General features: G+C 32.7%; 21 protein-coding genes, 1 tRNA gene and 4 rRNA genes. 5 read left to right on the top strand and 21 right to left on the bottom strand.

Translation table 11 applies throughout. The annotated features are described in order from the left end of the window. Window positions 1-129: 129 nt before the first annotated feature. The 10 genes from rsmI to ACWW38_RS10285 all read right to left on the bottom strand — a co-directional run bounded on the left by rsmI (window position 130) and on the right by ACWW38_RS10285 (window position 7,072). On the bottom strand, window positions 130-969 hold the full coding sequence (gene rsmI / locus ACWW38_RS10330) for a 16S rRNA (cytidine(1402)-2'-O)-methyltransferase (RefSeq protein WP_456257466.1): 840 nt from the start codon (window positions 967-969) through the stop codon (window positions 130-132). Window positions 970-988: 19 nt separating this feature from the next. Continuing rightward, on the bottom strand, window positions 989-1,732 hold the full coding sequence (locus ACWW38_RS10325) for a tRNA1(Val) (adenine(37)-N6)-methyltransferase (RefSeq protein ID WP_456257465.1): 744 nt from the start codon (window positions 1,730-1,732) through the stop codon (window positions 989-991). 174 nt (window positions 1,733-1,906) lie between these two features. Further along, window positions 1,907-2,080 carry a DUF362 domain-containing protein gene (locus tag ACWW38_RS10320; RefSeq protein WP_456257464.1) on the bottom strand — a complete coding sequence of 58 codons (174 nt, stop codon included), beginning with the start codon at window positions 2,078-2,080 and terminating at the stop codon, window positions 1,907-1,909. A 93-nt stretch (window positions 2,081-2,173) separates the two neighbouring features. After that, complete coding sequence (locus ACWW38_RS10315; RefSeq protein WP_456257463.1) at window positions 2,174-2,377, bottom strand: heavy-metal-associated domain-containing protein; 204 nt, start codon at window positions 2,375-2,377, stop codon at window positions 2,174-2,176. A gap of 11 nt (window positions 2,378-2,388) precedes the next feature. After that, a complete protein-coding gene (locus ACWW38_RS10310) occupies window positions 2,389-3,303 on the bottom strand; it encodes a PSP1 domain-containing protein (protein WP_456257462.1) in 915 nt (304 codons plus the stop codon). 1 nt (window position 3,304) lies between these two features. Further along, window positions 3,305-4,249 (bottom strand): DNA polymerase III subunit delta', encoded by a 945-nt coding sequence (locus ACWW38_RS10305; protein ID WP_456257461.1) that lies wholly within the window; start codon window positions 4,247-4,249, stop codon window positions 3,305-3,307. A 28-nt stretch (window positions 4,250-4,277) separates the two neighbouring features. Further along, entirely contained in the window at window positions 4,278-4,607 is a 330-nt protein-coding gene (locus ACWW38_RS10300) for a cyclic-di-AMP receptor (protein WP_456257460.1), read from the bottom strand. Between the two features lie 166 nt (window positions 4,608-4,773). Then, window positions 4,774-5,421 carry a dTMP kinase gene (tmk, locus tag ACWW38_RS10295; protein WP_456260451.1) on the bottom strand — a complete coding sequence of 216 codons (648 nt, stop codon included), beginning with the start codon at window positions 5,419-5,421 and terminating at the stop codon, window positions 4,774-4,776. 26 nt (window positions 5,422-5,447) lie between these two features. After that, window positions 5,448-6,881 (bottom strand): aminotransferase class I/II-fold pyridoxal phosphate-dependent enzyme, encoded by a 1,434-nt coding sequence (locus tag ACWW38_RS10290; RefSeq protein ID WP_456257459.1) that lies wholly within the window; start codon window positions 6,879-6,881, stop codon window positions 5,448-5,450. After that, window positions 6,860-7,072: a sigma factor G inhibitor Gin gene (locus tag ACWW38_RS10285; protein ID WP_456257458.1), complete on the bottom strand. Its 213-nt coding sequence runs from the start codon at window positions 7,070-7,072 to the stop codon at window positions 6,860-6,862. Before ACWW38_RS10285 ends, ACWW38_RS10290 begins: the two co-directional genes overlap by 22 nt. 210 nt (window positions 7,073-7,282) lie before the next feature. Between ACWW38_RS10285 and ACWW38_RS10280 the strand changes: the two genes are divergently transcribed. Continuing rightward, on the top strand, window positions 7,283-7,882 hold the full coding sequence (locus ACWW38_RS10280) for a YhcN/YlaJ family sporulation lipoprotein (protein ID WP_456257457.1): 600 nt from the start codon (window positions 7,283-7,285) through the stop codon (window positions 7,880-7,882). A 74-nt stretch (window positions 7,883-7,956) separates the two neighbouring features. Here the strand turns inward: ACWW38_RS10280 and ACWW38_RS10275 are convergent, their stop codons facing one another. Then, entirely contained in the window at window positions 7,957-9,621 is a 1,665-nt protein-coding gene (locus ACWW38_RS10275) for a L,D-transpeptidase family protein (RefSeq protein WP_456257456.1), read from the bottom strand. A gap of 201 nt (window positions 9,622-9,822) precedes the next feature. Here ACWW38_RS10275 and ACWW38_RS10270 point away from each other — a divergent pair, with 201 nt between their 5' ends. Beyond that, window positions 9,823-10,971: a M20 family peptidase gene (locus ACWW38_RS10270; RefSeq protein ID WP_456257455.1), complete on the top strand. Its 1,149-nt coding sequence runs from the start codon at window positions 9,823-9,825 to the stop codon at window positions 10,969-10,971. A 39-nt stretch (window positions 10,972-11,010) separates the two neighbouring features. On the opposite strand, the gene ACWW38_RS10265 is transcribed toward ACWW38_RS10270, so the two are convergent. After that, window positions 11,011-11,502 (bottom strand): hypothetical protein, encoded by a 492-nt coding sequence (locus ACWW38_RS10265; protein WP_456257454.1) that lies wholly within the window; start codon window positions 11,500-11,502, stop codon window positions 11,011-11,013. A gap of 359 nt (window positions 11,503-11,861) precedes the next feature. Between ACWW38_RS10265 and ACWW38_RS10260 the strand changes: the two genes are divergently transcribed. Both ACWW38_RS10260 and ACWW38_RS10255 read left to right on the top strand, forming a co-directional pair. Continuing rightward, window positions 11,862-12,812, top strand: a complete 951-nt coding sequence (locus ACWW38_RS10260) for a magnesium transporter CorA family protein (protein ID WP_456257453.1) — start codon at window positions 11,862-11,864, stop codon at window positions 12,810-12,812. Between the two features lie 164 nt (window positions 12,813-12,976). Then, window positions 12,977-13,894 (top strand): S66 peptidase family protein, encoded by a 918-nt coding sequence (locus ACWW38_RS10255; RefSeq protein ID WP_456257452.1) that lies wholly within the window; start codon window positions 12,977-12,979, stop codon window positions 13,892-13,894. Between the two features lie 169 nt (window positions 13,895-14,063). Here ACWW38_RS10255 and ACWW38_RS10250 read toward each other — a convergent pair whose 3' ends face one another. From ACWW38_RS10250 to rrf (ACWW38_RS10210), 9 genes are all read right to left on the bottom strand, one after another. Continuing rightward, window positions 14,064-15,452, bottom strand: a complete 1,389-nt coding sequence (locus ACWW38_RS10250) for a sodium-dependent transporter (protein WP_456257451.1) — start codon at window positions 15,450-15,452, stop codon at window positions 14,064-14,066. 170 nt (window positions 15,453-15,622) lie between these two features. After that, the gene (locus tag ACWW38_RS10245) at window positions 15,623-16,360 is read right to left on the bottom strand and encodes an NAD-dependent protein deacylase (RefSeq protein ID WP_456257450.1); all 738 of its coding nucleotides are present in this window, start codon (window positions 16,358-16,360) and stop codon (window positions 15,623-15,625) included. Window positions 16,361-16,457: 97 nt separating this feature from the next. After that, on the bottom strand, window positions 16,458-17,360 hold the full coding sequence (locus ACWW38_RS10240; protein ID WP_456257449.1) for a hypothetical protein: 903 nt from the start codon (window positions 17,358-17,360) through the stop codon (window positions 16,458-16,460). A gap of 315 nt (window positions 17,361-17,675) precedes the next feature. Continuing rightward, a 5S ribosomal RNA gene (gene rrf, locus ACWW38_RS10235) occupies window positions 17,676-17,792 on the bottom strand. A gap of 111 nt (window positions 17,793-17,903) precedes the next feature. Next, a 23S ribosomal RNA gene (locus ACWW38_RS10230) occupies window positions 17,904-20,806 on the bottom strand. 206 nt (window positions 20,807-21,012) lie between these two features. Continuing rightward, window positions 21,013-22,524 (bottom strand): 16S ribosomal RNA (locus tag ACWW38_RS10225). A gap of 815 nt (window positions 22,525-23,339) precedes the next feature. Continuing rightward, complete coding sequence (locus tag ACWW38_RS10220) at window positions 23,340-24,080, bottom strand: peptidyl-prolyl cis-trans isomerase (protein WP_456257448.1); 741 nt, start codon at window positions 24,078-24,080, stop codon at window positions 23,340-23,342. Between the two features lie 224 nt (window positions 24,081-24,304). After that, window positions 24,305-24,380, bottom strand: a tRNA-Lys gene (locus ACWW38_RS10215). 5 nt (window positions 24,381-24,385) lie between these two features. After that, window positions 24,386-24,502 (bottom strand): 5S ribosomal RNA (rrf, locus tag ACWW38_RS10210). The 16S, 23S and 5S rRNA genes sit together here with 1 tRNA gene alongside, the layout of an rRNA operon. 344 nt (window positions 24,503-24,846) lie before the next feature. On the opposite strand from rrf (ACWW38_RS10210), the gene bcp reads away from it, so the two are divergent. After that, window positions 24,847-25,317: a thioredoxin-dependent thiol peroxidase gene (bcp, locus tag ACWW38_RS10205; RefSeq protein WP_456257447.1), complete on the top strand. Its 471-nt coding sequence runs from the start codon at window positions 24,847-24,849 to the stop codon at window positions 25,315-25,317. Window positions 25,318-25,408 lie beyond the last annotated feature (91 nt).

The following is a 25,408-nucleotide window of genomic DNA, read 5'->3' as shown; positions in this document are numbered from 1 at the left end:
ATATCAACTCCTTTGTAACCAAATTGTAATAATATAATATATTATAACATTAAACAGATAACATTTACAGTGGAAAATTTCGTTTATATTTCTTTTATTAGCTTCTAAAAGCGTTTTTGTTAAAATTTTCTACAAATTTAGAGAATATTTATATACTTCTGATTTAGCTATTCCTCTATCTTTTGCCACTTTTTTTATAGCATCTTTTTTGTCAATTCCATCTTCTATATATTTTTTTATGTGTTCTTCTATTGATAGATTATTCCATGTAGATTCTTCATCTAATTTTATTTCTTCTTCACTTTTCCCTTCTACTATAAGTACATACTCTCCCCTTGGGCTATTAGTACTATAATATTCTATAGATTCTTTTATATTCACTCTAATTATTTCTTCATGTAATTTTGTAAGTTCTCTACATATAGCAATTTTTCTATCTCCTAAATTCTCATATAAAAAATTTAAAGTCTTCAATAATCTATGTGGCGCTTCATAGAATATTAATGTTTCTTGTCTATTTTTTAAATCTTCAATAATAGGATTCCTCTCTTTATTTTCTCTTGGTAAAAATCCTCTAAACAAAAATTTTGTAGTGTCTAGTCCTGAGTATACAAGAGCAGTAGTTACCGCAGTGGCTCCTGTTAACACTTCAAAATCTATATTTTCTTCTATACATCTTTTTATTATTACGCTGCCGGGATCTGATATCCCTGGTGTTCCTGCATCTGATACTAAAGCTATAGTTTTTCCTTCTTTTAATCTATCAATAATGTCACCGCTTTTTATATTTTCGTTAAATTTATGATAGCTTATTAAAGGTTTCTTTATATTAAAATGATTTAACAGCTTTAGGCTTTGTCTTGTGTCTTCTGCTGCTATTAAATCTACATTTCCTAATACCTCTAAAGCTCTTAAAGTTATATCCTTTAAATTTCCTATAGGGGTTGGGACTACATATAACTTACCCACTACTAAGACTCCCTTCTATTTAACCTCTTCCGTATATTTTATCTATTTGTTCTGAATATCCACCATTATCGTTATATACATAAATAGGCGGCTCCCACTTTAAAAATGCCCCTCCATCTCTTTGTCCTTCAACTAACACAATATTAGGTGCTTTCTTCGTGTTTGGATGAATCATTTGTATTCTTTTAGGCTCTATTTTATGCTTTCTCATAAGCATTATAATATCCGCTAATCTATCTGGTCTATGTATCATATACATTCTTTTGTTATCTTTCAATAGAGTTTTACAGGCAATTATAACATCTTCAAGATTACAAGCAATTTCGTGCCTTGCTATAGCTATTTTATCATTTGGATTTATAATTCCTGAATTACAAAGTTTATATGGGGGATTTACAGTAACTACATCTGCTTTTGGAATACTTTTTAGAAGATCTATATCCTTCAAATCTCCATTTATAAAGTTTACTCTATTCTCTAAATTATTAAATCTAATAGACCTATTTGCCATTTCTACCATTTCATTTTGTATTTCAATTCCTGTGATATTTGAAGCTTTAGTTTTTCCTGCAATTATAAAAGGTATAATTCCTGTTCCACTACAAAGATCAACAACTCTATTATCCTTCTTTATTTCAGCAAAATTCGCAAGGAGTACAGCATCCACTCCAAATCTAAATCCATCCCTTTTCTGTATAACATGAAGACCATTTAATTGTAAATCGTCTAATGTCTCATCTTCTCTTACTAATTTTATATTCATATTTATCACCACTCTAAACTAAACTTATGTCTTTAAATTCTTTGCAATTATAGGTTAATTATACCTTATAACTGATCTTTTATCCAAACATAATAGTTTTGCTACAATATATACTATAAGTAAAAAAACTGCAAAATAAAAAAGCCGTCTATATGACGGCTTTTTTATTTAATCTTATTCTTCAGGTGATATTGCTCCAACTGGGCATACGTTAGCACAGTTTCCACAATCTATGCAAGTATTTGCATCGATGTCGAATTGAGTATCTCCTTGATTGATTGCTCCAACTGGGCATTCAGAAGCACAAGCTCCACAGCTTACGCATGAATCACTAATTTTAAATGCCATGAAAAACACCTCCCAAAAGTTTAGATGCATGCAGTTTTATGTACATGCCTTCTCTATTTTAACATGTTTTTATAAATTTTAAAAGATTATTTTTTATATAACAGTGTACCCCATATCCTCTAGTAAATCATATATTTCTTCTTTATTAGTGAAATAACTGTCATAAACTATCTCTATTTGTCCATTATCTTCTTTTATATGGCATGCAATAATTCCTTCTTTATTTCCTAATGCAACACGTATCTTACTGACATCGCTTTGAGAACGTATATTAGAAACTTGTATAAGAGCTTTCATAATGTATCCTCCTAGTCATTCTTCAATAGTTCACTTATAGTCTTGTCATCTATGTCTTCAACTTCCAATTTTATGTCTTCTTCACTTATTTTATCACCAATATATTCATATTCACCTGAAATCAAGGTCATTTCTTTAATGCTAACTTCTTTTATTATATCTTCTCCATCCTTTATGGAAATTCTAATTTTTGCACTTTCTTTTACCACAGAGTTACTTATTACTATGCCTTTACCATAAGGAGTTTCTACAATTGAATCTACCTTTGGGAGCTCCTTTTTTATGTCTTCATAAATTGTTTGTTCATAGTTTAAGCAACACATTAGTCTTCCACAAATTCCAGATATTTTAGTAGGATTTAAAGATAAGTTTTGTTCTTTAGCCATCTTAATTGATACTGGAACAAAATCACCTAAAAATGAAGAGCAGCACATAGGCCTTCCGCAAGTACCAAGTCCCCCAATCATTTTTGCTTCATCTCTAACTCCAATTTGTCTTAATTCAATTCTTGTTCTAAATACTGATGCAAGGTCTTTTACTAATTCTCTAAAATCTACCCTTCCATCAGCAGTAAAATAGAATATAATTTTATTATTATCAAATGTATACTCTACATCTATAAGCTTCATTGGAAGATCATGCTTTTGTATCTTTTCTAAACATAAATTAAAAGCTTCTTCCTGTTTTTGTCTATTTTCTTGATGCTTCTGTATATCTTCTTCAGTGGCTTTTCTAATAACATTCTTAAGAGGTGTCACTACTTCTGACTCACTTATTCCTTTTGGCCCTATCACACATTCTCCGAATTCTATTCCTCTTACTGTTTCAACTATTACACTATCACCACTTTTTACATCTAATCCATTTGGATCAAAATAGTATATCTTCCCTGACTTTTTAAAGCGTATTCCTACAACAGTTATCATCTTAAACCTCCTGCATATTTAACAACATTATATCAAAAGCCAATTCGGAATTAACTCTTCTTTCTAAATTTTCTATCATATTATTTATTATATTTATAAATTTAGTTAGTTCATTAAATGAATATATATTAGAAAGCTTATTTATTTCTTCTATTTTATCATTATTTATTATCACTTCGCTTTTTCCTATTTCCTTATAAACAATGATATCCCTTAAATATGAAATAAAGCAGCTTAATATTTCTCTCCACTGATCTCTATGCTTATAAAAAAAGGTATCGTACTGTTTTATCATGTATTTATCCTTTTTATAAAGCTCAAGTAGTATCTCCATAACATTGCTTCTGATTTCTTTAAAGGCTCCATCTTCTAAAAAGTACTTACAACGTCCAGGGATTCCTTCACTAAAAGCTATAACTTGTTTTATCTCTTGTTCTTCTAGATGAGGGTACTCTTTTTGGATATATTCCATCATTTCTTTTATAGTTAATCTATTTAACTTATGAATTTGGCATCTAGATCTTATTGTTTCTAGTATAAGTTCTAAATTCTCACTTAGCAATATTAAAATTACACCTTGAGGTGGCTCTTCTATAGTTTTTAAAAAGGCATTTTGAGCTTCTGTAGTCATTTTATTTGCTTCATAAACTATAACCACTTTTTTATCGCATTCATAGGGCTTTTTATTTACTTCTTTTATTATATCTCTTACTTCATCAACCCCGATAGATTGCTTATTTTTACTGGCTCTCCACTCTATAATATCAACATACCTTTTATTATCTATTTTACCTAGAAGTTTCAAAGCAATTTCCTTTGCAATAAGACTCTTTCCAAGACCATCTTCTCCAACTATAAGATGAGCATGGGAAAATCTACCCGATCCTATGGTATCTTCTATTTGTCTCTTAATTAATTGATGCCCTATTATAGTTTCAAAGCTCATCTAATACCTCCTAAATGACATGTTTAAGCTATATCTTTACAAACTTATCAACATCAACTACAAATATAGTAGCTCCTCCAACTTCAACTTCTACAGTGTATGGAACATAAATGCCTGTTGATCCAGTTACAGGAGAAGGTGTTGTTACTATTTGGTTTCTCTTCTTGCATACGTCTTTAATAATTCCAATTACAGTATCAACTTCTTCTTTTTTTACACCTATCATTAAGGTAGTATTACCTGATTTTAAGAATCCTCCTGTTGTGGCAAGCTTAGTTACTCCATAGCCAGCTTCTGTGATTATATCTATTAAATCATCAGAATAATCATCTTGAATAACAGCAATAACAAGTTTCATTACTTTCCCCCCCATTTTAAATTGATTATATTTTACTTCATTATTAATTTAATTGTAAGTTTTATTATTATTAAGCCTTTTATAATTATATTTTAACATATTTATTTATTATTTAAGAATATACTTTAAAAGTTTTTTCCTCTTAATTACTTCTAATTATACCATATTAAAGTCCTAAACTAATCATCATTAATCTTTTAACATCATCAAAAACATTTTCAATAGATTGACTAGCATCTATTTTCTTTATTCTCTCTGGATATCTTTCTAATAATATTAAATATCCTTCTCTTACTTTTCTGTGGAAATCCATTTTTTCTAAGTCAAGTCTATTTATCTCTCTCTCCTTATTTTTTGAAATCCTATCTATTCCTATTTCTGGTGATAAATCAAAATATATTGTTAAATCAGGCATATATCTATCTATAGCAAATTCATTTATTTTCATAACTTCTTCCATGCCTATACCTCTAGCATAACCTTGATAAGCTAAAGAAGAGTCTATAAACCTATCACATATAACTAATTTATTTTCTTCTATAGCTGGTATTACTCTTTCTGCTAAATGCTGTCTTCGTGATGCTGCATATAAAAGAGCTTCTGTTCTAGGATCCATGGCAGTATTTTCTCTATTTAATATAATTTCTCTTATCTGTTCTGATATATTTATTCCGCCAGGCTCTCTTGTAGATATGTAATTGATATCATTATCATCTAAATACTTTTCCATCAATTTAATGATTGTAGATTTTCCAGAACCATCCGGACCCTCTAAAGTAATAAATATTCCTTTTTTCATTTTACGCTCCCCCAGTAAGTTTTATATAGTTTGTAGTATAATTAATCTTCTACAACTTCCACAATCCATTTCTCATGAAATTTGCTTAAACCTATCACGTCTATTTTATTTTCTAAATAATACTCTGTAGCACTTATAATATCTTTATCTATTACTTCACCTAAATTAACTAGTGGAATTCCTGGTGGATATGGCACTATAGCTTGTGCACATATTTTACCTTCAGACGCCTTAAGTTCAACACTTTTTCTATTTTTATTAATTACTTCATAAGGCATTAACTTAGCTACTGGTATATTATAATTTAATATATTATAATAGTCACTCTTTATATTATCTAAATTACAACTCTTAAGCACATCATAAAGTCTTATAAATTCATCTTCAGTATTAAAAGGAGAAAATATAAGAACCACGTTATGACTATCATTCATCTCAACTTGTATTTTATTTTCTTTTAGATATTCTGAGAGCTTACTTGCACTATATCTTTTATCTAAGTTAATTACATATCTAGTTAAGTCTATTTCTAATTTTTCATCCTCTAAGTCTTCTTTTCCTATTATATGCATTGCATCTATTCTATTTATTTTATCTTTATATTTCTTAGTTATTTCTATAAGCTTTTTATAGTCTTCTTTTCCTCTTTCTTCTAAATAAAATCTAGCATAATCCATAGAGCACATAAGCATATAAGAAGGACTAGTGCTTAAGAACATATTTAAATATAATTCTACACTATCTACATTTACACTATCTCCTATATGAAGATATGCAGTTTGCGTAAGACTAGGCAATGTTTTATGAGCACTCATTACCACCATATGGGCTCCTAGCTCTAATGCACTTTTGGGCAGTTCATTTATTATACCAAAATGAGCTCCATGGGCTGAATCTATTAAAACCTTAATATTTCTTTTTTTAGCTTCTTTAACTATAAACTCTAAATCAGGACAAATTCCATAGTAATTCGGATACGTTACAATAATTCCTTTAGCATCACTATGTTCTTCTAGTATATGCAAAAAATGCTCCTCATCTATTGAAAGAGGAGCATTGTATTTATGATTTATTTTGTTTTTTATATATATAGGTTTTAGTTTTCTCAATATAATCCCGTTAAATATAGACTTATGACAGTTTCTCTCAACTATAATCTTATCTCCTTCATTAAATGCAGAAAATATCATAGTTAGGTTACCACTAGTACTCCCATTAACTAAAAAGTAAGACCTTTTACTACCATAAAAATCTGATAAACACTGCTGCGATTCTTTTATTATACCTTTAGGATTATGAAAGTTATCTAAGCCTTCCACTTCTGTTATATCGCCATTAACAAAGTTTTGGTATAGTTCTCTTCCTATTTTAGTTGTCTTAAATCCACTTCCACCTTTGTGTCCCGGCATACAAAATCTTATATTATTTTCTTTTATATAGTTTAGTACTCCTGTTATAAGGGGTAGTTTTGCCAATTGTAATCCACTCCTCTTATCATATGATGGGCTATAGTTTTCTTTATACATGCTTTGTAGTATTCATAAAAATCTGTTCCCGTTTCTGAACGTATTATTCTCTCTTCACAATTTTTACATATTCCTCTTCCATTTATCATTATACCATCATTTAGAGGCTTTCCACATATAATACATTTTTGTTTTTGCATATTTACCCCCTCATTTAAAACTTGATTCTAACCATTTCAATTGTTGCCCCTTATACTATATTTTATTCAACTGAACACCTAATCTTATTTTGTCCACAAAAATAATTTAAAATTATTTAGTAATACTTGAAAAATAATCTTAAAATTTAGTCTTGATTTCTTTCATAGATAATATTGAAACTACACATACTAATTTACGAGGTGATAAAAATGAATTTTAGAAGTAAAAAAAATATCTTAATAGTTTTTACAATTTTATTATTTTCAATAAGTATCATTGGATGCACTAACCGTGGAACAAATCCACCTCCATCTGGAAGAACCACAACTCAAAATGGAACAAATCCTGATGGAACGATGAGGGATAATAGAGCTACTAGCCCAAACCAAACTCCAAACGTAACAACAAATCCAAATAATACTCCTAATGATAGATATAATACTTCAATAGGAAATCCTGGCTATACAACTAATGACTTATCTTCAAGAGCTCAAAAAATAGAGAATGCTGTAAATGGAATTAGTGGTGTTAGAGGCTCTAGGGTTGTTATATCTAATGAAAGGGCTTTAGTTGGCGTTGATATGGCTGCAACAACTGAAGGTACAATGACTAATGACTTAAAAGCTAACATTGAAAGAGTTGTTAAAAGTACAGATACTAGAATCAAAACTGTAGCAGTAAGTGCTGATCCTGATATCTTTAAGAGAATAACAAATGTTGGAGAAGGAATACGTAGCGGAAGACCTTTCTCTGAATTTGGAAACGAAGTTGAGGAAATATTCAGAAGAATTGTTCCTACTACTAGATAGTATTATATTTATTACTTTTATATACTTAAAAAAATAAAACGCCATAAAATTGGCGTTTTATTTTTTTATTTTTGTTATTGTTGTATAACAACTAATGTGCCCTTTGGAATTGTATTGTAAATCCATTTTATATCATTTAAAGGCATTCTTATGCATCCATGAGATGCCTTTTTCCCAAGTTTAGCTGCTTCTGATTGTATTACACGTCCTTTTCTATCACATAGAACACTATGAAATAAAAAGTCATTATTAATTCTAACCCAGTTATAACAAATAACTGAATTTTTATACCCTGTATAAAAGTATGCCCCTCTATCACCAACTAAATAAGTCCCTGTAGGGGTTGGAGTCCAGTCTTGCCCTGTTGAACAGATGATAGTTTTTTGAAGTTTACCACTGTTAAAAACATAAACTCTCTGATCACTTATATCTACTAATATAGAATATTTTCCTTGAGGTTTTACTGTCTTTAGCTGAGATGTTAGTACATACCCTCTAACTAAATTTAAAGAATTATAATCTTTAGCTTCTATATAATAGTAATTTCCAACTTTTTTTATTATCTTAACTTCCTGAAGACTTCCATATATATATCCAACGTTTTTTGATTTTGTTTTAGGTTCAGCTTTAATATATATACGTTGTACTTCCCCTGCATTTCCTACTACTAAAGAACTTACAGATGGCGCTTTAGGCCCTTTATACCTGTAAGGATTGCCTACAATTATTAATTTATTTATTTTTATTTCTCTTTCTATCTCTTTATATTCTACTTCATCATTTTTCTTTTCTTCATTTTCATTGCTTTGTCCATCAATTTCCTCTTTTTTATCTTTATCTTCTTCGGTTTTATCTTCAGCTTCATTAATTTTATCTTCTGATGACTTGTCTATAATTTCCGTTTTATTCTTATCTACATCTTCTGTTTTATTCTTATCTACATCTTTTGTTTTGTTATTACCTATAACTTCATCACTTTTATCTACCTTTTCTGTATCTTGCGTAACATTGGTATTAGATTCTTGTCCACCTTTATTCGTATCTGATGTGATTTTATTATCTTCTGTATTATCTTTATATACTGGGACTTTTTCAATAATTTTTAAATTAATTTGTAATAAGTATGCGCCTTCTACCGATGGCTTCCATAAAAGATTTTCTTTATAATCTTTAGAAGAAACAATTTCTTTTCTATTTATAATATCATAGGCACTAAACTTATATAAGTATTGCTTTCCTTCTTCTTTTTTTATCTCTACTGTTTCTCCTACTGCATAATTGTTTTTAAAATTATTTAATTTTATAATTGTACCTTGTCCATCTTTTTTTAGGCACTTAATTGATGAACTTAAATAGTTATCAAACCCTCTTTTATCTCTTGGTGCAGCACCTGCATTTTTAACCCAAACAGATACTCCATATTCCCCTTCAAGCAATTTAGGAGTTGTAATATTATAAACTTTATTACCATCTACAGGAGAAGTATATCCCTTTGTTATATCTTCCCATACTCCTGTTTTTTTGTTAGATATCCATACTCTATATTGAACCTTTCCAGGTGCAGTAGTTAGTATATCTAAAGTTTGAGTATCTCCTTCATAAATAGTATCATATTCTCCTACTATTTTTTCTACTTTAGGAATAGAATCTGCATATGCTTGTTCTGTACTATAGAGTATTGTAATCAACAATCCCATTAATAAAGTTATTGCTGCTAATTTAATCTCTTTCCTAGCCATTACTAATCCCCCTTTTATTCCCAATATATTCCATAGATTTCACATTATTCATTATATCTTGTTTATATCCATATTTCAACTATACTTAATATCTTAAGTCTATTTGTATGTAAAATATAATTTATCTATTTATATGTAAAATATAATTTATCTACGCGGGTATACTAATAAATGATATTCCATTTGAGGAGGTCATTTTTTATGAAACAGGAAATAATAAATTATTTAGTATCTATAGAAGAAGATATATATAAAATTTCAAAATATTTATATGAAAACCCAGAGGAAAGCTTTTGTGAGCACAAAGCATATAATTATCTAATCAGTATACTTAAAAGTAATAATTTCAATATACAAGAAAACTTTTTAGATATACCTACTGCATTTATGGCTCAATTTGGTGAAGGTCATCCAAAAATTTGCTATATTTGTGAATATGATTGTTCCTGTAAGCAAGGACATATATTAGGTACTAATTTAGTATCTTCTATGGCAATAGGAGCTGCTCTTGGCCTATCCAAAGTAATTCCTAAAATAAGCGGATCTGTTGTTGTAATAGGTTGTCCTGGAGAATTTTTAAGTGGTTCTAAAGTTACTATGACAAAACAAGGAGTATTTGAAGATATGGATGCAGTCCTAATGGCTCAACCTAGCATAATTAATGCTAATTGTTGTACCTCTCCTGCAGTTTTACCCATTAAAATTACATATGCATGTAACGATACATCTTGTTTTAAGGTGGCGAATGGTTTTTCTGCTTTCGATGCTTCTTTATTTACTTTAAATTCTATAAATACGATACTTAAAGGCTATCCAAAAGATTGCTCTATTGATAAGATATCAATAAATGGAGACTTGGTTCCTCATATATTAACCAAAAATATACAAACTTATTTTTCAATTAAGGCACCGTCTTTAGATATAGCAGAGGAAATCAGAAATAAAATAACTAACTTTACTAATATACTTGATGAATTGATGGGTGTATCCTCAGAAGTTACCTTATCCCAGGTTCCATATGAAAACTTTAAGGCTAATTCCACTCTTTGCAGAATTTTTTCTCATAATCTTAAGGAAGTTGGAATTATTGATATTGCAGATGAAGTAAATCTTCCTTATGGTCTAAGCCTTGGAAATGTAAGTCACATGGTACCAACCCTTAGATATCTTGTGAAAATTACTGATGATAAATCAATTGAATATGCTTGCCAGGCATTTGGGAAAGTAACTATATCACCTTTTGCTCGTAATAAGGTTTTAGATACAGTAAAAGCCCTTGCTAATACAGGATTAGATCTAATTCAACAACAAAATTTACTTTCAGAAGCAAAGTCTGAACTTCATAAATAGGCATAAAAAAACACTAGGTAAATTCATACACCTAGTGTTTTAACATACTTCTCTGCTTCTTAATATATTTATTTTATCAACTAATTTATAGCTTGGCTCAAAGTAAAATTTCCCACTTCTATATCCGTTACTGTATTTACATGCATACACGTCATTTATGAAGTTTAAGCAAGCACACTTCTTGCAAAAAAATCTATTTAGGTTAAACTTAAATTTACTAATCTTCTCTACATATTCAATATCTTTAAGTTTAATACTTTCTATAACTTCTTCTCTACAACCCTTAAGCTTATAAATTATTAACTCGTCTGCTATTATAGAATATTTATATTTTATTTTACACTTATTTACTTGTCTTACTATTGTAAAGAAAACTAAAAAAGTTAATAAAATAGTTAAATACTCACCAATTATATATTGCCCAATTCTTAAGTTTGTAATTATGTCAGATACAACTAAATAAGTTGTTAAATACAATACTATTATAAATATACTTGGAACTTTTCTTCTGGCCACAGTTTCTTTATACATGGCTAAAATTTTCCTCCATTTTCTATCTTGATTTTACATAGTGATTATACTAAGTTTATTGAAAATAGTACAAACTTTTATTAGGTAATTTAAGATTGTTTATGACTGTTTTAGGGTAACGTAAACGGTTACATGTGATAATTTATACTATTTTACTCTTTATCTTTGTTTTTCTATGAGGATCAATATTCAGTATATTCAGTTATTTTATACTATATTCAATTTTCTGTAAATCAATCAAATAATATGAAATTATGTCTTTATTAAAATAATGTTTTTCTACATATAAATTAGTTATGAAATATTTAATATGTAAGTTATAATAATAATATATGTAATATTAGAAAGGGCTGAAAATTATGATTTGCATATATAAAACAGTTAGTGAAATAGATCAAACTTTACAAAAATTAGATTCAATTGAATCCGGATGTTGGATTAACATGGTATCCCCTTCTGAACAGGAAATATTACTAGTATCCAAAAAAACAGGAGTTCCAATTGAGTTTTTAAATGCTGCTTTGGATGAGGAGGAGACCTCCCGTATAGATATAGAAGATGGTGTTTCACTATTTATAGTGGATATACCTTTTACTGAAATGGAAGAAAACTCATTAACCTATGATACTTATCCATTAGGAATAATACATACACAAAAAGAAATTATAACTGTATGTTTAAAAAACAGCAAACTCTTAACAGATTTTATTGACAGAAATATACGATCATTTTATACATTTAAACGCTCTAGATTTATTCTTCAAATACTTTATAGAGTTTCAAGTTACTTTTTAACTTGCCTAAGACAAATAGGTAAAAAGAGTTTGATGATACAAAAGAAGCTACATAGATCTATGAGTAATCAGGTTCTTATGCAGCTGCTATCTCTTCAAAACTCTCTTGTATACTTTTCTACTTCTCTTAAAGCCAATGAGATAACCTTAGAGAAGATGCTTAAACTTGAAATAATGCAAAAGTACGAAGAAGATAAAGATATATTAGAAGATGTAATAATTGAAATCAAGCAAGCTATAGAAATGACAGGGATATATGCTAACATTTTAAATGCTACCATGGACGCTTCAGCAAATGTTATATCTAACAATCTGAACTTAGTTATGAAACTTTTAGCTTCTATAACTATAGTTATGTCTATCCCCAATATATATTCTGGTATTTTTGGTATGAACGTAACAGGGCTACCTGGCTCTAATGCTCCTGCTGGCAATGGATTTATTTCTGTAACTTTCTTAATTATAGCTACTACAGTGGCTACAATAATTATATTAAATAAAAGAGATATGTTCTAGCCCACTATATAGATATATACTGTAATCATATTAATTAATTTAACAAATTAAACTAAAATTTAATTAATTTAACAAATTAAACTAAAATTTAATTAATTTTAATTTGTCAAATACTTAGTTTTAAGACTATATTATTATAGATATTATTATGTGGGTGTGATTTTATGATAGCTAAAAGGCTTAAAATTGGAAATACCATAGGCCTTATTTCTCCTGCTAGCCCAGAAACCCCTGATAAAATAAAAAAATCTATTGAATTCCTTAAATCTCAAGGCTTTAACGTTAAAGAAGGTAATCATTTATACCATAAGTGGGGGTACATGGCAGGACAGGATAAAGATAGGGCAAAAGATTTTATGGATATGTTTGAAGATACAGAAATAGATATGATTCTATGTATAAGAGGTGGATATGGTTCTATGAGAATCCTTCCATTTATAGATTACAAAACTATAAGAAAAAATCCTAAAATTTTTGTAGGTTTTAGTGATATTACTTCTTTCTTAAACACAATTGCATCAAGATGCGGGCTTATAACTTTTCATGGTCCTATGGGAAGCTCTAATTTTGAAGATACAGAAACTCTAAAAAGCTTTTTAAGTACCCTTATGAATGGATATAGACCTTATAGCCTAGTTAACCCTTCTGGAATAAAGCTTAATCGAAACATAAGTGGAAAAGCTGTAGGAAGAATTGTAGGTGGCAATCTCTCTTTAATAGCATCTACCTTAGGAACACCTTATGAAGTAAATACTAAAAATAATATATTGTTTATAGAAGATGTTAATGAAGAACCTTACGTTATTGACAGGCTTTTAACTCAACTTCATCTTGCTGGTAAGCTTCAGGAGTGTAGTGGTTTTATAATAGGGCAATTTACTGGATGTTCGCTCCCTAATTATGAAAAAAGTTTAACATTAAATGAAGTCCTTGTTGACAGAGTTTTGAAATTAAATAAACCTACTTTATCAAACTTTATGTCAGGCCATGATTATCCAAAGCTAACCTTACCAATAGGTGCAAAAGCTATGATTGATTGTGATAAAGGTGAAATTAGTATATTAGAACCTGTTGTAAAATAAACTTAAAACTGATAACCCATCATATAAAAACAAGCAATTCCAGTATATAATTATTGGAATTGCTTGTTTTATTCGCTTATAACATATATTTTTTAAATTTAAATCTAATCTATTAAGCAGTATAAACCTTTTATAATATTAAACCTAATTTATCAAATTTCAAAGTATATTACATTATTAATTTAATTAGCTTCTGTATCACTCCTATTGAAGATAAAAATACTACAAAAACCAAAACAGGGGTTATATATCTTAAAATTACATAGTAAAGATCTATTAGCTTATTTAGCTTAAGATTACCTTCATTTGAAAGCTCCCTTTTTATATCTTCCTTTGGTATTTTATATCCAACAAAAATAGCTATAAGTATTCCACCTACTGGTAAAAGAACATTTGAAGATATATAATCAAACAAATCGAAAAATCTCATTCCGAATATTGTAATTCCTCCAAGTATTCCTGTACTATCTGCTGAAAGGGTAGCAAGTATTCCTATTGATAATATAATTATAGAGCTTATAATAACTGCTTTCTTTCTTGACATACCTCTTTGCTCTGAATAGTAGGCTATTGCTACTTCACTCATTGAAGTCATTGCCGTGGTTGCTGCTATAGATGCTAATATAAAGAATGCTAATAGCAGTAGCTTCCCAAAAGGTAACTTTGTAAATACAAGTGGTATGGTCATAAATAATAATCCGGGGCCACTAGAAGGTTTCATTCCAAATGTGAATACTGCAGAGAAAACAGCTATTCCAACTAAAAGGGATACTATAGTATCTGATATAGCTACCTTTGCAGCTGTACCCATCATATTATCTTTCTTTGTAAAGTAACTTCCATAAGTCATCATACATCCCATACCTAATGACATTTTAAAGAAAGCTAATCCCATAGCCATTAGTATACCTTGTGTCTTTAGCATAGAAAAATCTACTTTAAATAGAAACTTAAGACTTTCCTTCACTCCTGGAAGAGTTAGTGCTTTAATATCACATATTACAATCAGTATAAATAGGATTGGCATAAGAGTTTTAGTTATTCTCTCTATTCCATTTTTTACCCCTAGAATTAGAATTATAGAAACAACAGCTACCATTATAATTTGCCATACAATTGGCGAAGCTGGTCCTATAATTGTAGTTCCAAATATCTGTTTAACAGATTCTGGTGTAGCATTATTAAAATCTCCCTTTATGATTTTGAAAACATATGAGTATACCCAACCTCCAACAGCACTATAGAAAAACAATATGAAGTATGCTCCTAAAACCGAGAAAACTCCTATACTTTTCCAAGACTTTTTAGGAGTTAATTCTTCTACTGCTCCCATAACATTTTTTCTTGTTTTTCTTCCCATATAAAATTCACTAACCATAATTGGAAGGCCAATAAAAATAATACATATGAAATAAACTAATAAAAATGCCGCTCCTCCATTAGCTCCTACTACGTAAGGGAATTTCCATATATTCCCTAAACCTACAGCAGAACCTAACGTTGCAAAAAAAGCTGCTAGGCCAGATGAAAACCCTTCTCTTCCCTTGCTATTTTCCATTATAAATCCTCCTAAACTCGGATAACAATTTTTATAAAAATATAATTTATTAACTAGTATACAATATATATTGATAAAAAGTAAGAGGTTAAATTATAATTAATTATAATTTAACCCCAAATTTCTAAAGAATTGTTAATTTCATATAATCTAAAATTACAATCTTTTAATCATAATATTTCTTTAAGAACTTTCCCTATTTTATCGTTAATTACTAAGTCTGCTTTGCTATCATAAGGTGTAACGTCTTTATTTATGAGTACTAAATTCTTACCATTGAAATATTGCACTAGTCCTGCAGCTGGATAAACTACTAATGATGTCCCTCCTATTATCAATGTATCTGCTTCTTGTATATGTTTTACAGCACTATACATTACATTCATATCTAATGATTCTTCATATAATACTACGTCTGGCTTTACTACACCACCACAATGATCACAATGTGGAATTAATTCTTTACTATAATAGACATAATCTAAATCAAAACTTTTTTCACATTCCATACAATAATTTCTAAGCACTGAACCATGAAGTTCTAAAACATTTTTAGATCCTGCTAACTGGTGTAAGCCATCAATATTTTGAGTTATTACAGCTTTAAGCTTTCCTCTTTTTTCAAGTTCTGCAAGAGCCATATGTGCATCATTTGGCTTTGCTTCTTTGTATATCATTTTAGCCTTATAAAAATCAAAGAAATCCTCAGTATGTTCCATAAAAAAACTATGACTTAACATAATTTCTGGTGGATAAGAGTATTTATTTTTTGTCTTATATAATCCGCATTCAGATCTAAAATCTGGTATATTACTTTCTGTTGAAACTCCAGCACCTCCGAAAAATACTATACTTTTACTTTTATCTATTATATCTTTAAGCTTTTCTACTCTATTCATAGTTTTCATCTCCTAACTAAATGTCTCATTAATAATTATACAATAAAAAATACAGTAGATATTAAGTATTTTTTATTTTACTTCTATATCTACTGTAATATTTTTGTTACTTAAAACTTTCCAAAGCTTTCTTTTCTAATTTATCTATTCTATCTTTTACTTTTTCATAGCCTTCTAAATTTAACCTCTTTGCATCATAGATACTGCTTAAAGCTTCTTTACTTTTACCAGCTTTCATTTGAGCATCTATTAAATAGTACCACATAAGTGCACTATTTTTATTCTCCTTCTTTCTTAACTTATATCTATAATAATCAATTACTTGCTCATAATAATGGCTATACACATCTTCAGCTTTAACAAATTTTTTTCCATTATACCTTATCACTTTAACTTCATATGCATCTCCAATATCCTTATTCCATAATGCAATCTCTATTTTTTTATCACACTTTCCTGTGCAATTGGGCATATCCTTCATATATATTTTATCATATTTTTCTTCCCCAATAAGCTTTAAAACAGTCTTCTTATCATCGAACTTATAAATTTTTAAACTTTTCTCTTCTTCTTTTCCTGATGAATAACTAACTAATAATTCATCTATTTTATCTACATCTATATCCTTAAAATAAACTTTATACACATACTTATTATTAGCATAATCTTTTAATATTTCTTTCCAAGAATCTTTCTCCTTTTTCAACACAATTATTCCACACTTGTTCCTCTCTTTCAATGATTCAAAAGTAAAAACTATCTCTTTCTCACCATCTTTATCTATGTCTCTTCTTATAATAGCTCTACCTCTTTTAGAATCTATAGCTGGAGAAAGCTGCATCTCTTTTGGAATAAACTTCTGTATCACACTTTCCACTTCTTTTGAATCCTTTAGATTTACAGACGCTTCTAATACTTTAGCATTCACTTTAGGACAGATAAATCCAAATTGAATAAATCCTATACTTAAAGCCAATATAATTATAGCTATTTTTCCTATATTCTTCATTACAAATACCTCTCCTTCAAGTTAAAATTTTTCAATTCAAATATGATTTCTTTAAAGTATAAATTTATATAAGTATTCTATATTCAATAGGCTACAATAATTAGTAGTATACATTAAATATTGTTTGCTTATTGATTAAAATAAATGTGTGGAATTATAGGTAAATAGCTTTTAAAGCTAAAATTTGTTTAAATTATTCACATATCTTATTAAGATATTTCTGTGATAAATATAATTGCATTTTAACTTCTACATTTTTAACTTCAATAACAAAAAAGTAAAAAACACTAAGCAAATGCTTAGTGTTTTTATATTACCTGGCTACGACCTACTCTTCCACACCGTCTCCAGTGCAGTACCATCGGCGCTTTGAAGCTTAACCTTCGTGTTCGGAATGGGTACGGGTGTTGCCTTCAAGCCATAATAACCAGATGCATGATTTGTCAAAATCTTTGATTTTGGTAACAAATCAGTACTCATCAGCTACGCTGAGGAGTTTCCTTAGAGAGATTGTTCTCTCAAAATTGCACAGTGAATTAATATTTGATCAAGCCCTCGATCTATTAGTATCAGTCAGCTTAATGCATTGCTGCACTTACACCTCTGACCTATCAACCTGGTAGTCTTCCAGGGATCTTACTAGCTTACGCTATGGGAAATCTAATCTTGAGGTGGGCTTCACGCTTAGATGCTTTCAGCGTTTATCCCTTCCCGACATAGCTACCCAGCTGTGCTCCTGGCGGAACAACTGGTGCACCAGAGGTCAGTCCATCCCGGTCCTCTCGTACTAAGGACAGCTCCTCTCAAATTTCCTACGCCCACGGCGGATAGGGACCGAACTGTCTCACGACGTTCTGAACCCAGCTCGCGTGCCGCTTTAATGGGCGAACAGCCCAACCCTTGGGACCGACTACAGCCCCAGGATGCGACGAGCCGACATCGAGGTGCCAAACCTCCCCGTCGATGTGGACTCTTGGGGGAGATCAGCCTGTTATCCCCGAGGTAGCTTTTATCCGTTGAGCGATGGCCCTTCCATACAGAACCACCGGATCACTAAGCCCGACTTTCGTCCCTGCTCCACCTGTATGTGTCGCAGTCAGGCTCCCTTCTGCCTTTACACTCTACGCGCGATTTCCGACCGCGCTGAGGGAACCTTTGGGCGCCTCCGTTACCTTTTAGGAGGCGACCGCCCCAGTCAAACTGCCCACCTAGCAATGTCCTGTGACCAGATTCATGGCCGCCAGTTAGAATTCCAGTACTATCAGGGTGGTATCCCAAGGACGACTCCACGAAAGCTGACGCTCTCGCTTCTAAGTCTCCCACCTATCCTGTACAGACAATACCGAAATTCAATGCTAAGCTACAGTAAAGCTCTACGGGGTCTTTCCGTCCAACCGCGGGTAGCAAGCATCTTCACTTGCACTTCAATTTCACCGGATTTGCTGCCGAGACAGTGCCCAAATCATTACGCCATTCGTGCGGGTCGGAACTTACCCGACAAGGAATTTCGCTACCTTAGGACCGTTATAGTTACGGCCGCCGTTTACTGGGGCTTAAGTTCACACCTTCGCTTGCGCTAAGCATTCCCCTTAACCTTCCAGCACCGGGCAGGCGTCAGCCCCTATACATCAGCTTACGCTTTAGCAGAGACCTGTGTTTTTGATAAACAGTTGCTTGGGCCTGTTCACTGCGGCCTGCTCTCGCAGGCACCCCTTCTCGCGAACTTACGGGGTTAATTTGCCGAGTTCCTTAGCAGCAATTCTTCCGACGGCCTTAGGATTCTCTCCTCATCTACCTGTGTCGGTTTGCGGTACGGGCACCAATTTGCTCCATAGAGACTTTTCTTGGCAGCGTGGAATCAGATACTTCGCCAAAATAGGCTCCCCATCACACCTCAGGCTCAGTTGAGCGGATTTGCCTACTCAACACCCTAAGTGCTTAGACGCACATCCAATAGTGCGCACATCCTATCCTCCTGCGTCATCCCATTTGTCAAACGCATTTTGGTGGTACTGGAATATCAACCAGTTGTCCATCGCCTACGCCTTTCGGCCTCGGCTTAGGTCCCGACTAACCCTGGGAGGACGAGCCTTCCCCAGGAAACCTTAGATATTCGGCCAACAGGATTCTCACCTGTTTTTCGCTACTTATGCCAGCATTCTCACTTCTGCACTGTCCACCACTCCTTACGGTATGGCTTCAACCTGTACAGAAAGCTCCTCTACCACGTGTCGTTAGACACATCCATAGCTTCGGTGGTAAGTTTGAGCCCCGTTACATCTTCGGCGCAGGATCTCTCGACTAGTGAGCTATTACGCACTCTTTCAATGAGTGGCTGCTTCTAAGCCAACATCCTAGTTGTCTTAGAAATCCCACATCCTTTACCACTTAACTTACACTTTGGGACCTTAGCTGATGGTCTGGGCTGTTTCCCTTTTGACCACGGATCTTATCATTCGTAGTCTGACTGCCGGGGTACGAGTATATGGCATTCGGAGTTTGATAGGGTTCAGTAACTGTTGTCAGCCCCTAGCCCATTCAGTGCTCTACCTCCACTACTTATTACCCGACGCTAGCCCTAAAGCTATTTCGAGGAGAACCAGCTATCTCCGAGTTCGATTGGAATTTCTCCGCTATCCACAGCTCATCCCATGGTTTTTCAACACCAACGTGGTTCGGACCTCCACGAAATTTTACTTTCGCTTCATCCTGGCCATGGATAGGTCACCCGGTTTCGGGTCTACGATATGCAACTAGTTGCCCTATTCAGACTCGGTTTCCCTTCGGCTCCGCACCATAAGTGCTTAACCTTGCTACATATCGTAACTCGCTGGCCCGTTCTACAAAAAGTACGCCGTCACACATTAACGTGCTCCGACCGATTGTAGGCACACGGTTTCAGATTCTATTTCACTCCCCTCCCGGGGTTCTTTTCACCTTTCCCTCACGGTACTTCTCCACTATCGGTCACTAGGTAGTATTTAGCCTTGGGAGATGGTCCTCCCTGCTTCCCACAAGGTTTCACGTGTCTCGTGGTACTCTGGATTAGATCTTGCCTCATTTCCTTTTTACCTACAGGGCTATTACCCTCTGCGGCTGAACTTTCCAGTTCTATTCGGCTAAAGAAACTTTGGCGTTATGATCTATCCTCAACCCCAGAAACAAAGTTTCTGGTTTGGGCTCTTCCCCTTTCGCTCGCCGCTACTGAGGGAATCGATTTTTCTTTCTCTTCCTCTGGGTACTTAGATGTTTCAGTTCCCCAGGTGTTCCTCTATGCACCTATGAATTCAGTACATAGTATCTAGCGTTAGCTAGATGGGTTTCCCCATTCGGAAATCTGCGGATCACAGGCTATTTGCGCCTACCCGCAGCTTATCGCAGCTTATCACGTCCTTCATCGGCTCCTAGTGCCAGGGCATTCACCGTGCGCCCTTTGTAGCTTGATCTTTTTAGTATATTTAATATACTTAATTCAGCTTATTACTAAGTTTTACTTAGTTCTAGGTTTAATCTTTATATTCACTGTGCAATTTTCAAAGAACAAATCGCTAAACACGTTAGTGTTCAACGTCCTTAGAGAAACTTATAGTCTCTCAAAATTAAACAGAATTAAGAACCAGTCTATGAAAGCAGTGCTTTCATTTCTCCCTAGAAAGGAGGTGATCCAGCCGCAGGTTCTCCTACGGCTACCTTGTTACGACTTCACCCCAATCACCAATCCCACCTTCGACCGCTGGCTCCTTACGGTTACCTCACGGGCTTCGGGTGTTACCGGCTCTCATGGTGTGACGGGCGGTGTGTACAAGACCCGGGAACGTATTCACCGCGACATGCTGATTCGCGATTACTAGCAACTCCAACTTCATGTAGGCGAGTTTCAGCCTACAATCCGAACTGGGACCGGTTTTATAAGTTTAGCTCCCCCTCGCGGGATTGCATCTCATTGTACCGGCCATTGTAGCACGTGTGTAGCCCTAGACATAAGGGGCATGATGATTTGACGTCATCCCCACCTTCCTCCTGGTTAACCCAGGCAGTCTCGCTAGAGTGCTCAACTTAATGGTAGCAACTAACAATAGGGGTTGCGCTCGTTGCGGGACTTAACCCAACATCTCACGACACGAGCTGACGACAACCATGCACCACCTGTCTTCCTGTCCCCGAAGGGACTTCCTCAGTTACGAGTAATTCAGGAGATGTCAAGTCTAGGTAAGGTTCTTCGCGTTGCTTCGAATTAAACCACATGCTCCGCTGCTTGTGCGGGTCCCCGTCAATTCCTTTGAGTTTTAATCTTGCGACCGTACTCCCCAGGCGGAATACTTATTGCGTTTGCTGCGGCACCGAGGGTGGTACCCCCCGACACCTAGTATTCATCGTTTACGGCGTGGACTACCAGGGTATCTAATCCTGTTTGCTCCCCACGCTTTCGTATCTCAGCGTCAGTTATAGTCCAGAAAGTCGCCTTCGCCACTGGTGTTCTTCCTAATCTCTACGCATTTCACCGCTACACTAGGAATTCCACTTTCCTCTCCTACACTCTAGACACCCAGTATCAAATGCAGCTCCCAGGTTAAGCCCGGGGATTTCACATCTGACTTAAATGTCCGCCTACATACTCTTTACGCCCAGTAAATCCGGACAACGCTTGCCACCTACGTATTACCGCGGCTGCTGGCACGTAGTTAGCCGTGGCTTCCTCCTTGGGTACCGTCATTATCGTCCCCAAAGACAGAGTTTTACAATCCGAAGACCTTCATCACTCACGCGGCGTTGCTGCGTCAGGGTTTCCCCCATTGCGCAATATTCCCCACTGCTGCCTCCCGTAGGAGTCTGGACCGTATCTCAGTTCCAATGTGGCCGATCACCCTCTCAGGTCGGCTACGCATCGTCGCCTTGGTGAGCCGTTACCTCACCAACTAGCTAATGCGCCGCGGGCCCATCTCAAAGCGGATTACTCCTTTGATTATCTCTTCATGCAAAGAGATAATGTTATGCGGTATTAATCTCCCTTTCGGGAGGCTATCCCCCACTTTGAGGCAGGTTGCCCACGTGTTACTCACCCGTCCGCCGCTAATCCATTCCCGAAGGAATTTCATCGCTCGACTTGCATGTGTTAGGCACGCCGCCAGCGTTCGTCCTGAGCCAGGATCAAACTCTCAATTTAAAAGTTTAATCTTACTCAAATTTATTGACTGGCATTTCTTTTTACCTTAATTCTGTTTAATTTTCAAAGACCATTTCTGTTGCTGTCCCTTGACAGCTTATTCATTATATCAATTCGAAACTTTATTGTCAACAACTTTTTTGAATTTTTTTAATCTTTTCAAATTCATTAGCTGTTTCCAGTTTTAATATTACTGGGTCGCCCTTGCGACGACATTGACTATCTTATCATAAATTATAATGCCTGTACTATAATAATAGTTAATCATATGAAATTATCTTCTTAAATCTTTAATTTTCTTCATATATCTAAACTTTTTATCAACTGATACTCCTGGTAGAGTATATTATGTTTTAGTGAATTATATTATATTGCCTTATCTTATTTATATTAATATTAGATTATGTTTTAAATAGATGCTAACATAAATATATGTTTAATATCTAATCTAAAGAAAACCTGCTTAGATATTAACATATTCACAAGTTTCTTTTGAGTCATAAATTATATATAGTTTATATAATTCAATTTACATTTTATTATATGGAGATGGTATGCTAGATTTTATTGAAAGACTCTGTGTAGGAATAGGACTTAGCTATATACTAGTGTAGGTATGCTAAAAATTATAGTGTATATGACTACAATAAAAAAGGACTATAAATAAATTTGTGCAAAACCAACTCTACCTACTGTCCTCTTTAAATATACAATAATCTAAATATTATATTAAAAATAGTTTTGTATTAAATATATTATTTTTTAACATATAAAAAAGAATATGCTATTACACATATTCTTTTTATATTTATTAATTACATTTCAACTGAATATTTTTTCTTTAACTCTTCTGTAAAAGACATGTACTTAAAGTTTTGTCTTTCTTGGAAAATTTGTGATTTTATCATATCTTTAACTTCATTAAAAGGTCTTACTGAAGCCTCTTGCTTATCTTCAACTTTTATTAAATGGTATCCAAATTGAGTTTTAACTGGCTCACTTAAAACTCCTACTTCTATCTTAAAAGCAGCTTCTTCAAATTCAGGAACCATTTGTCCTTTACCAAATCTACCCAAATTTCCACCTTGTGCTTTTGATGGACAAGTTGAATACTTTTCTGCTGCTTCCTCAAATGCAAGACCGCCATTTATCTTAACCATTACTTCTTTTGCTAATTCTTCAGAATCTACAAGTATATGGCTAGCAACTACAGTATCCCCTGTCTTAAACATTTCTTTATTAGCTTCATAGTATTCTTCTACTTCTTTATCTGTAACTTCTACTTCATTAATTACCTTTTCTATGGCCATTTGAGTCAAAATTTCTCTCTCTACTATTGCTAATCTCTCTTTAAATTCTTCTAAATTCTCCATCCCCACTTCTTTACCATAGTTATAATATAATTCAAAAGAAACAAGTTGCTCTAATAATTGTTGTTTGCCTTGTTCACTAAGTAAAAAAGATTGTTTTTCTCTTGGAAACTTTTGAACTGCTAATTGAATATCTGCTTCTGTTATTTCTCTTCCATTAACTTTAGCTAAAACTTTATTTTCCATATATAAACTCCTTTAAAATTATTTATGGGCAAAATCCCCACTTACATATGATATCATAATAGAGTATGTATATATAACCCTTTACTAAAGATTTTCAATAGTTGTTAAACTAATAGGAAATCTAATATACTAAAATACAATGTCTACAAATCATTGTATTTAATTTCTTATTTAAAATATAATATAAATTTAAAAAGCACATCTTAATTTAATAAGATGTGCTTTGGTGATCCACCGGGGAATCGAACCCCGGACAACTTGATTAAAAGTCAAGTGCTCTACCGACTGAGCTAGTGAATCATATTACCTGGCTACGACCTACTCTTCCACACCGTCTCCAGTGCAGTACCATCGGCGCTTTGAAGCTTAACCTTCGTGTTCGGAATGGGTACGGGTGTTGCCTTCAAGCCATAATAACCAGATGCATGATTTGCCAAAATCTTCGATTTTGCTAACAAATCAGTACTCATCAGCTATGCTGAGGAGTTTCCTTAATTGAATGCCGTTATTGTCTAACGCCAGACACAATAGCTATTATATCAACATTAATATAACTTGTCAATAAATTTTTATACTTTTTATTTAAAATATATAACTTATCATATTTCTATTACATCCACTTATTTTATCATTAACTTTTCACTTGATATTAATACTAACTTTTATTATATAGAATACATAGAGTTATGAAATACAGTACAGCTATTGCTAAATGATAATAATTATTATATAATATTTTATAATAATTTGATTTCGAGGTGATTATATGAATAATTTAGAAATAAAGGAAGGTACTATTGCTCCTGATTTTTCACTAATAGGTTCAGACGATAAGCAGCATAAACTTAGTGATTATAAAGGTAAAAAAGTAATTCTATATTTTTATCCAAAGGATAATACTCCTGGATGCACAAGAGAAGCTGAATCTTTTAGAGATAATATAGATAGTTTTAATGCTTTAAATACAATTGTCCTAGGAGTAAGTAGGGATTCTCTAACATCACATGATAAGTTTATATCTAAATTGAATTTACCATTTGTACTTTTATCTGACTCTGATGAAAAAGTAGTTAATCTATATGGCGTATTAAAAGAAAAGACTATGTTTGGTAAAACATCAATGGGCATTGAAAGAAGTACATTTATAATTGATGAAGATGGCATAATCGAAAAAATATATAGAAAAGTTAAAGTAAATGGTCACGTTGAAGATATTTTAAAACATATAAACAAATAACTTTTTTATAAACATTACGTATTATATAGAATATGATTTATTGTCTAATAGCTTAGGAGGTATTAAATATATACCTCTTTAATTTATGTAT

Source organism: Clostridium sp. JNZ J1-5, assembly GCF_053901425.1.
This window is presented reverse-complemented; position numbering and strand designations above follow the sequence as displayed.